The organism is Aeromicrobium sp., from assembly GCF_036675695.1.
Lineage (GTDB): Bacteria > Actinomycetota > Actinomycetes > Propionibacteriales > Nocardioidaceae > Aeromicrobium.
The window spans coordinates 1-6,925 of sequence record NZ_JAKFEL010000261.1; the positions used below are offsets into that span (position 1 = coordinate 1).

Below are 6,925 nucleotides of genomic sequence, written 5' to 3' on the forward strand. Positions count from 1 at the left end.
GGGCACAGGCCGATGCGGTTGCCACCGGCGTTGCGGAGGGTGACGTATTGCTCGATGACCTCGTCGATGCGGGCGCGCTCGCGGACGAGCTGAATGTCCTCGTCCTTGATCCGCCCTGGCATGTGGTGAATGTTAGTCGGCTCCACCCACTCGTATGACCCGGTCAGTTGAGGAGACGCAAACCCCATGCGCGAGCGGAGACGTCGGTGAGGCTGGCGACCTGGTCGATGAGGGCGCGACGTCTGCCGGCGTCGTCTTGGGCGCGTAGGAAATCGGCCGCGAACTCGGGCTCGAGGTCGCGACCTTCACTGCGGTCCAGCACTTCAACGAGGGCGTGGAGCAGCTCGCGCTGACGGCCTTGCGGACCGACTCGATCGTCGGATCGCATGACGTAGTGCGCGGCGATCGACTTGAGCACGGTGATCTCGTCTCGCGTGTCAGCGGGCACTTCGAGGTCGGCATCGAACCGTATGAGCGGGCCCTCGCCCCACTGCTCCTTGGTCGCGAGCTCGGCCGCGTTGGCGAAGCGGCCGATCAGTGCACTGGTCAGGCTCTTGAGCACGGCCCCTTCGGCGCGGCTGCCGTCGAAGCGGGAGGTCGGCCACTCGGGCATCTCCTGCAGCCTGAGCGATGCGGCGTCCAGGCGATCGCCAGTGACTTCGGAGTCGTACCAGTCGCGCGCGACATCGTGGATCGCTTCGTGGTCGAGCTCGCCGGTGCCGAGCGCGAACCACCCGCCGACCACGCCGTCCTCGACATCATGCACCGAGTACGCGATGTCGTCCGCGAGATCCATGACCTGCGCCTCGATCGGGCGGCGCTTCTCGGGTGCACCTTCGCGCAGCCACTCGAATACGGGCAGGTCGTCGGCGTACGCACCGAATTTTGCGCTGCCGTCGGGCGCCTCGCCGCGAGCCCACGGGTACTTCACGCAGGCCGACAGCGTCGCCCGCGTGAGGTTGAGGCCCACGCTCGTGCCATCGGCCGCGAACGCCTTGGACTCCAGCCGGCTGAGAATGCGGAGCGTCTGGGCGTTGCCCTCAAAACCGCCACAGGCCTGAGCTGCCTCGTCGAGGGCGACCTCGCCGTTGTGACCGAACGGCGGATGGCCGAGATCGTGAGCAAGAGCAGCCGAGTCGACGATGTCGGGATCGCATCCAAGCGCCTTGCCGAGCTCACGGGCGACCTGGGCTACCTCGAGCGAGTGCGTGAGCCGATTGCGTACGAAGTCGTCGAAGCCAGCGCCCATGACCTGCGTCTTGGCCGAGAGCCGGCGAAGGGCAGCTGAGTGGACGACGCGGGCGCGATCGCGCTCGAACGGCGTACGGCCAGCGCGCTTGGGCGGCTCATCGACAAACCGAGCGCGCGCCTCGTCGCCATATGGAGCGTCGGTCATCGAATGATCTTCGCCATGTTGATGTTGGTTGCCTCGAAGCCCGCGGACTCATACAGGCTGACCGCGGCGGCGTTCTTGGCGAACACGTGGAGCTTGAGCAAGCCGATGCTGTGGTCGGCGCACCACTCCTCTGCCGCCGTGAGTAGCTCGCGACCGAGCCCTTTGCCACGGTGCTGCTCGGCGATCTCGATGTCGTAGATCATGGTCTCGGGCGCCTTGAGCGCCGGATCGGTGTACAGCCACAGCACGCCGACCTCTTCTCCATCGACGAGACCCACGAAGATGTCGTGGCCCGGGGTCTGGAGCCCTTTTGGCAGATCCCGCGCGTTCTCCTCCGCCGAGCGCTCGAGGGCACCTTCGGCTGGCCAATTGCCGGAGTCGACCTTCTCCTTGGCGAACTCGACGATCAGCCGCTCGTTCCACGAGACAAATCGCTCGGGAGACATCGGCTGCAAGGTGACGGTCACAGAGTCAGCGTACTGACCACGCGACCGTCACCTTGCGCGCTCAATGGCCGAATCGTGGCGCAGACAACGCTCGAATCGGTGTTGAAGCCCTAACGCTCGGATCCCACATTCTCGCAATAGGCGGATGGTCCAGGATCACTTCTCGCAGACGTAGTACGTGTTGAACGGGTCTGCCTCGACGGGGGCAAGATCGATATCGGAAAACCCGGCGTCGTGCAGCATCGTCGTTGCCAACTGCTCGCCCCATACTGTTCCCAGACCCTCACCGCCCTGTCCGAGCGACACGGTCATACAGTGCATGGTCGAGACCGTGTAGAGGAACGGCCCCATCGGGTGCTCCAGGTTGTCCTCGACGTTGCTGGAGGCCTTGATGTCGACAAGCAGGAACGTCCCATCGTCGCGCAGTGCCCGTGAGATCGCGGCCAGCACAGTCCCCGGGTGGGCTTGATCGTGGATTGCGTCGAACGCCGTGATCAGGTCGTACGCCGCCACCTCGTCGAGCGAGGCCACGTCCAAGACCTCGAACCGGGCATTCTTGAGTCCGAGCGCAGAGGCCTCGGCGCGTGCCGCTTCGATCGCGTCCTCTTCGAAGTCGTAGCCGGTCAGCCGACTGTTCGGGTACGCCGCAGCCAGGACGTTGATCGCGTGGCCGCTCCCGCACCCGATGTCGGCGACGTCGATGCCATCTGTGAGTCGGCCGGTCAATCCCTCGATATGAGGGACGACCACGTCCAGCAGGGTCGCGTCGACTACCGAGCCGCTGTCGGCAGCCATCAGTTCGTGGAACCGCTCGAAGTCGGCGTACGACAGACCGCCCCCCTCGCGGAAGCTCCGCACGATGCCCTGCTCGACCTCGGCCAGCATCGGCAGAAAGACTGTCAGCCGGGCCAGGTTGTCGGGCCCGGCTGCGTCGGTCAAGCATGCGGCGTGCTCGGCCGGCAGGGAGTAGGTGCGCGTTGCCGAATCGTGAACCACCACCCGCCCTGTAGTCATCGCGTTGAGCCACTCTCGGACGTAGCGCTCGTTGAGGCCTGCCGCACGGGCAATGTCGTCGCTCGTCGACGGCGCCCGACCCGCCAGCGTCTCGAATAGTCCGGTCTGGTGACCGATGCTGGTCATCAACGCGATGCACGAGCCGTTGACGATGCCGATCATTCGGTCCGCGAACGCCTCGACGGCGGCTACGTCGATCTGTGCGGCCTGCAGTGTATTCATCTTGTGCTCCTCTGCTCCGGGCGCCGCGACAGGCGCCGACTCAGACGCTACGGAGACCGCCGCGACATGGGCATCGCTCAGATGATGTGTTTCGGGCGCCGGATGGTCCAAATGATGCAGATCAGCCCGCGCGCGACAACCCATGTTCGTGCGCCCAAGCGGCGGCCGCCGTACGGTTCCCGACTCCGAGCTTGACGTAGATGTTCGCAAGATGGCGGCGCACCGTCGCCTCGCTGATCGTCAGCGCAGCCGCGACGTCCCGATTGGAACCGCCTACCGCGACGGCGGCCAGCACCTCCGCCTCCCGGCCGGTCAGCCCGCCGGGCAGCTGGCCCGCCTTCCCATGAACCGGCGGCGGCGACACGCCCAAACGCTCGAACCCCTCGATCCCGGCGCGCTCGTGTGCGTCCGCGGTGTCTGGCTCGCCGAGGTCGCGATACGCCGCAGCCAGAAGGAGGTCGGCCCGAGCGGCGTCGTACGGCGCAGCCATCCGGCGGTAGCCGAAAGCGGCGTCCGACAGCGGCTGCACCGCTGCCTGTGCGTCGCCCTCGATCAGAAGCACCTCGCCCCGGGCCTGATCGGCCCAGGCCGCAAACCCAAGGGTCTGAAACCTACAGGCGATCTCCTCGAGTCGTTCGACGGCGGCCACTGCCGAGTTCACGTGCCCGGCTGCCAAGCCTATTTCCACCTGGGCGCGAACCAAGCGGGCGCAGCGGAATGGGCTCGGACCCACCGACGCCACGGCGGCACACACGGCAGCCCACGCGCCCTCCAGATCGCCGGTCGCTAGCCTGAGCAGCGCGGCTCCTGGCTGTGGGTCGCGGCCGCGCTCGGCCGCCCTCCGGTAGCTTGCGTCGGCCAGGTCGTGAAGTCCACGTAGCCGGTAGCTCTCCCCTAACTGGTACGCCGTCTCCGCAACCGCCTCGAGGTTCATGTCGACCAGGTCGCGCTCCACCTCGGCCGCTTCACGCTCCACATCCGGCCAGGCCCCGTCGATCGCGTGCAGTTGGAGCCGGTGGGCGCGACAAACGCCGAGGTACATCACGGCGTCGGAGAATCCCTCGAGCCAACGCTCGGTGGCACGAGTCCACTCGCGGGCCCGGCGCAGGTCCATGACGTCGTAGCAGATTGCCATGATCGTGCAGTAGATGTTGCCAGCCCAGTCCGCGGCGACTCGGTCAGCCAGCACGGGCAGCATCGCTTCGTCCATCAGCGCGAACCCCTCACGGAGCCGACCTCTTCGGATCTCGGACATCCCCTCGACGAGCAGTCCGAACGCGGTGAAGGTCTCGTCGCCAAGCTCCAGCCCCAGCTGCTGAAGGTCTTTGCCGGCTGCAGTGGCCTCATCGAGCTGCTGCTCTTCCAGCGCCTGGAGTGCCCCGAAGTAGATGATCAACCCATGGCCCTCGCCGCGAGGTTGCCCATTGAGAAGGCGCTGCCCTCGGTTGAACCATCCGGACCCTTGCGCAAACTCCCCGCGCATCGTCAGGGTTGCCCCGATCCCGAGCGCGTGCACCGCGGCGCGGTCCAGCCTGCCGGTCTCGAGGTAGGCATTGTGCAGCCGTTCGGTGAGACTCAGGAACTCCGAGATCTGGCCCAGCCACCAGGCGGCGTCGGCCAGCATCGACAAATCGTCGGGAGGCAAAGGCTTCTCCGCGTCGGCCCTTCGCAGCGCGTCGTATGCCGCGCGATAGTCACGGCGCTCGAGGGCGGCGCGGGCCAGCACGAGAGACTCTTCAGCCCTGCCAGCGCTGTCCACCAGTTCAGGCTAGTCCTTCTCAGACTAGAATTTGCCGTTGCGCGGGCGGGGCTGACACGACGGGCACCAGTACGACGAGCGGTTCATGAACGCATCGCGGCGCATCGGCGTTCCGCAGCGCTGACAGGGCTTGCCTTCCTGCCCGTACGCCTGCAACGAGCGATCGAAATAGCCGCTCGTGCCATTGACGTTGACGTAGAGCGCATCGAACGAGGTGCCGCCCTGCTCCAGAGCCTCGTTCATGACCTGTTTGATGTTGCCGAGCAACGCCTCGACCTCACGCGACTTGAGGTGCCGGGTGTTGCGGGCGTAGTGCAGCGGGGTACGCCAGAGCGCCTCGTCGGCGTAGATGTTGCCCACACCAGAGATCAGGGTCTGGTCGAGGATCGCGCGCTTGACGCCGGTCTCGCGCTTGCGGAGCCGCACGGCGAACTCGGCGGCATCGAACTCCGGATCGAGCGGGTCGCGAGCGATGTGGGCGATCTCGTCGGGCAGCTCGGCGCCGTCCTCGCTGAACGACATCCCGCCGAAGATGCGCTGGTCGGCAAATCGCAGCTCACGTCCGTCGTCAAGACTCAGCAGGACGCGAAGGTGTCGCGGCGGCTCGTCACCGGCGTTGGCGATCAGGAACTGGCCGCTCATGCCCAAATGGCACAGGACGGCGTCGCCATGGTCGAGCTGCATCCAGAGGTACTTGCCGCGTCGGGCAGCGCCGACGACCGTGCGACCCGTCAGCCGCGAGAGGAAGTCAGCTGGACCCGCGAGGTGTCGACGTACGGAGCGCACGTCGAAGACCGTGACCTCAGTGATCGTGCGACCGACGACGTGGTCATTGATGCCGAGGCGTACGACCTCGACTTCAGGAAGCTCAGGCACTGGCTTCGAGGTCGCGGGTGATGGCCAGCCAGGCGATCTCGGCCACCATCTGCTCGGCTTCCTTCTTGGACGGGCCGGTGCCGCCCTCAAACTGCCGCTCGCCGACCTTCACGGTGGCGGTGAACGTCTTGTCGTGATCAGGCCCAGTGCCGTCGAGCGTGTATTGCGGCACGCCCAGATCGTTGTTTGCGGCGATCTCCTGGAGCGAGGTCTTCCAGTCGAGACCGGCGCCCAGCTTGGCCGCGTTGGCGATCACCGGATCGAAGATGCGGTGGATGACCTCGGCGGAGCGCTCGATGCCGAACTGCACGTAGATCGCGCCCAGCAGCGCCTCGACGGTGTCGGACAGGATCGAAGCCTTGTCGCGACCGCCGGTTGCTTCTTCGCCACGGCCGAGCCGCACGTGGTCGCCGACGCCGAGCGTACGAGCGACGACGGCCAGGGCCTTGGCGCTGACGACCGCAGCGCGCAGCTTGGCCAGCTGGCCTTCGGGCAGATCGGGGTGATTGGTGAATAGCGTGTCGGTCACAACAAGACCGAGCACCGAGTCGCCGAGGAACTCAAGGCGCTCGTTGTTGGGGACGCCGCCGTTCTCGTACGCGAACGAACGGTGCGTCAGGGCGTGCTGAAGGAGCCCGGGATCAAGATCCTGGACTCCCAGGATCTCCCGGAGCGCGTCAGTGTTGACTGACGCAGCGATCAGAGAACCTGGCGGCTCTCGCCGCGAGCTCCATACTGTCCGCACTTGGTGCAGGCGTGGTGCGGCTGCACCTTGGAGTCACAGGCAGGGTTGGCGCAGTCAACGATCTGCGTCGCGGTGGTCTTCCACTGCGAACGACGGTGGCGCGTGTTGCTGCGCGACATCTTCCTCTTCGGGACTGCCACGATCTACTCCTTGCTGTCATCGGGAACGTTCCCCGACTCGGATGTCTCGGCTGTCCGGACCGGTTGGTCCGCCAGCTGGCTCAACGCCGACCAACGAGGGTCGATCGCCTCACCGTGTGTGTGATCTGGATCGTCCGCGAGTCGAGCGCCGCATTCGACGCACAATCCCGGACAGTCCGGACCACACAAGGGGTTGTGCGGCAGTGCAAGCACCACCGCGTCCCGCAGTGCGGTTTCGAGGTCGAGTAGCTCGTCCTCGAGGATGAAGCTGTCTTCAGATTTCTGATCTTCGGGTGCATCGTCGTAGAGGTAAAGCTCCTGGAAACC

9 protein-coding genes are annotated in these 6,925 nt (G+C 66.1%); all 9 read right to left on the reverse strand.

The features are described from left to right. Positions 1-122: CHC2 zinc finger domain-containing protein (locus tag V6M39_RS17600; RefSeq protein ID WP_332645128.1), on the reverse strand; the 122-nt coding region annotated here is incomplete at its 3' end. 41 nt (positions 123-163) lie between these two features. After that, positions 164-1,396 carry a deoxyguanosinetriphosphate triphosphohydrolase gene (locus V6M39_RS17605; RefSeq protein WP_332645122.1) on the reverse strand — a complete coding sequence of 411 codons (1,233 nt, stop codon included), beginning with the start codon at positions 1,394-1,396 and terminating at the stop codon, positions 164-166. After that, positions 1,393-1,863 carry a GNAT family N-acetyltransferase gene (locus tag V6M39_RS17610; protein ID WP_332645123.1) on the reverse strand — a complete coding sequence of 157 codons (471 nt, stop codon included), beginning with the start codon at positions 1,861-1,863 and terminating at the stop codon, positions 1,393-1,395. The genes V6M39_RS17605 and V6M39_RS17610 overlap by 4 nt, the downstream gene beginning before the upstream one ends. 135 nt (positions 1,864-1,998) lie before the next feature. Beyond that, on the reverse strand, positions 1,999-3,078 hold the full coding sequence (locus V6M39_RS17615; protein ID WP_332645124.1) for a class I SAM-dependent methyltransferase: 1,080 nt from the start codon (positions 3,076-3,078) through the stop codon (positions 1,999-2,001). 121 nt (positions 3,079-3,199) lie between these two features. Next, entirely contained in the window at positions 3,200-4,837 is a 1,638-nt protein-coding gene (locus V6M39_RS17620) for a helix-turn-helix transcriptional regulator (protein ID WP_332645125.1), read from the reverse strand. A 24-nt stretch (positions 4,838-4,861) separates the two neighbouring features. After that, positions 4,862-5,713, reverse strand: a complete 852-nt coding sequence (mutM, locus tag V6M39_RS17625) for a bifunctional DNA-formamidopyrimidine glycosylase/DNA-(apurinic or apyrimidinic site) lyase (RefSeq protein WP_332645126.1) — start codon at positions 5,711-5,713, stop codon at positions 4,862-4,864. After that, positions 5,706-6,458 (reverse strand): ribonuclease III, encoded by a 753-nt coding sequence (gene rnc / locus V6M39_RS17630; RefSeq protein ID WP_442880836.1) that lies wholly within the window; start codon positions 6,456-6,458, stop codon positions 5,706-5,708. Before rnc ends, mutM begins: the two co-directional genes overlap by 8 nt. Beyond that, the gene (gene rpmF, locus V6M39_RS17635) at positions 6,413-6,598 is read right to left on the reverse strand and encodes a 50S ribosomal protein L32 (protein ID WP_309970647.1); all 186 of its coding nucleotides are present in this window, start codon (positions 6,596-6,598) and stop codon (positions 6,413-6,415) included. The genes rnc and rpmF overlap by 46 nt, the downstream gene beginning before the upstream one ends. 3 nt (positions 6,599-6,601) lie before the next feature. Next, positions 6,602-6,925 (reverse strand): YceD family protein (locus V6M39_RS17640; protein ID WP_332645127.1); only part of this gene is annotated, 324 nt, incomplete at its 5' end.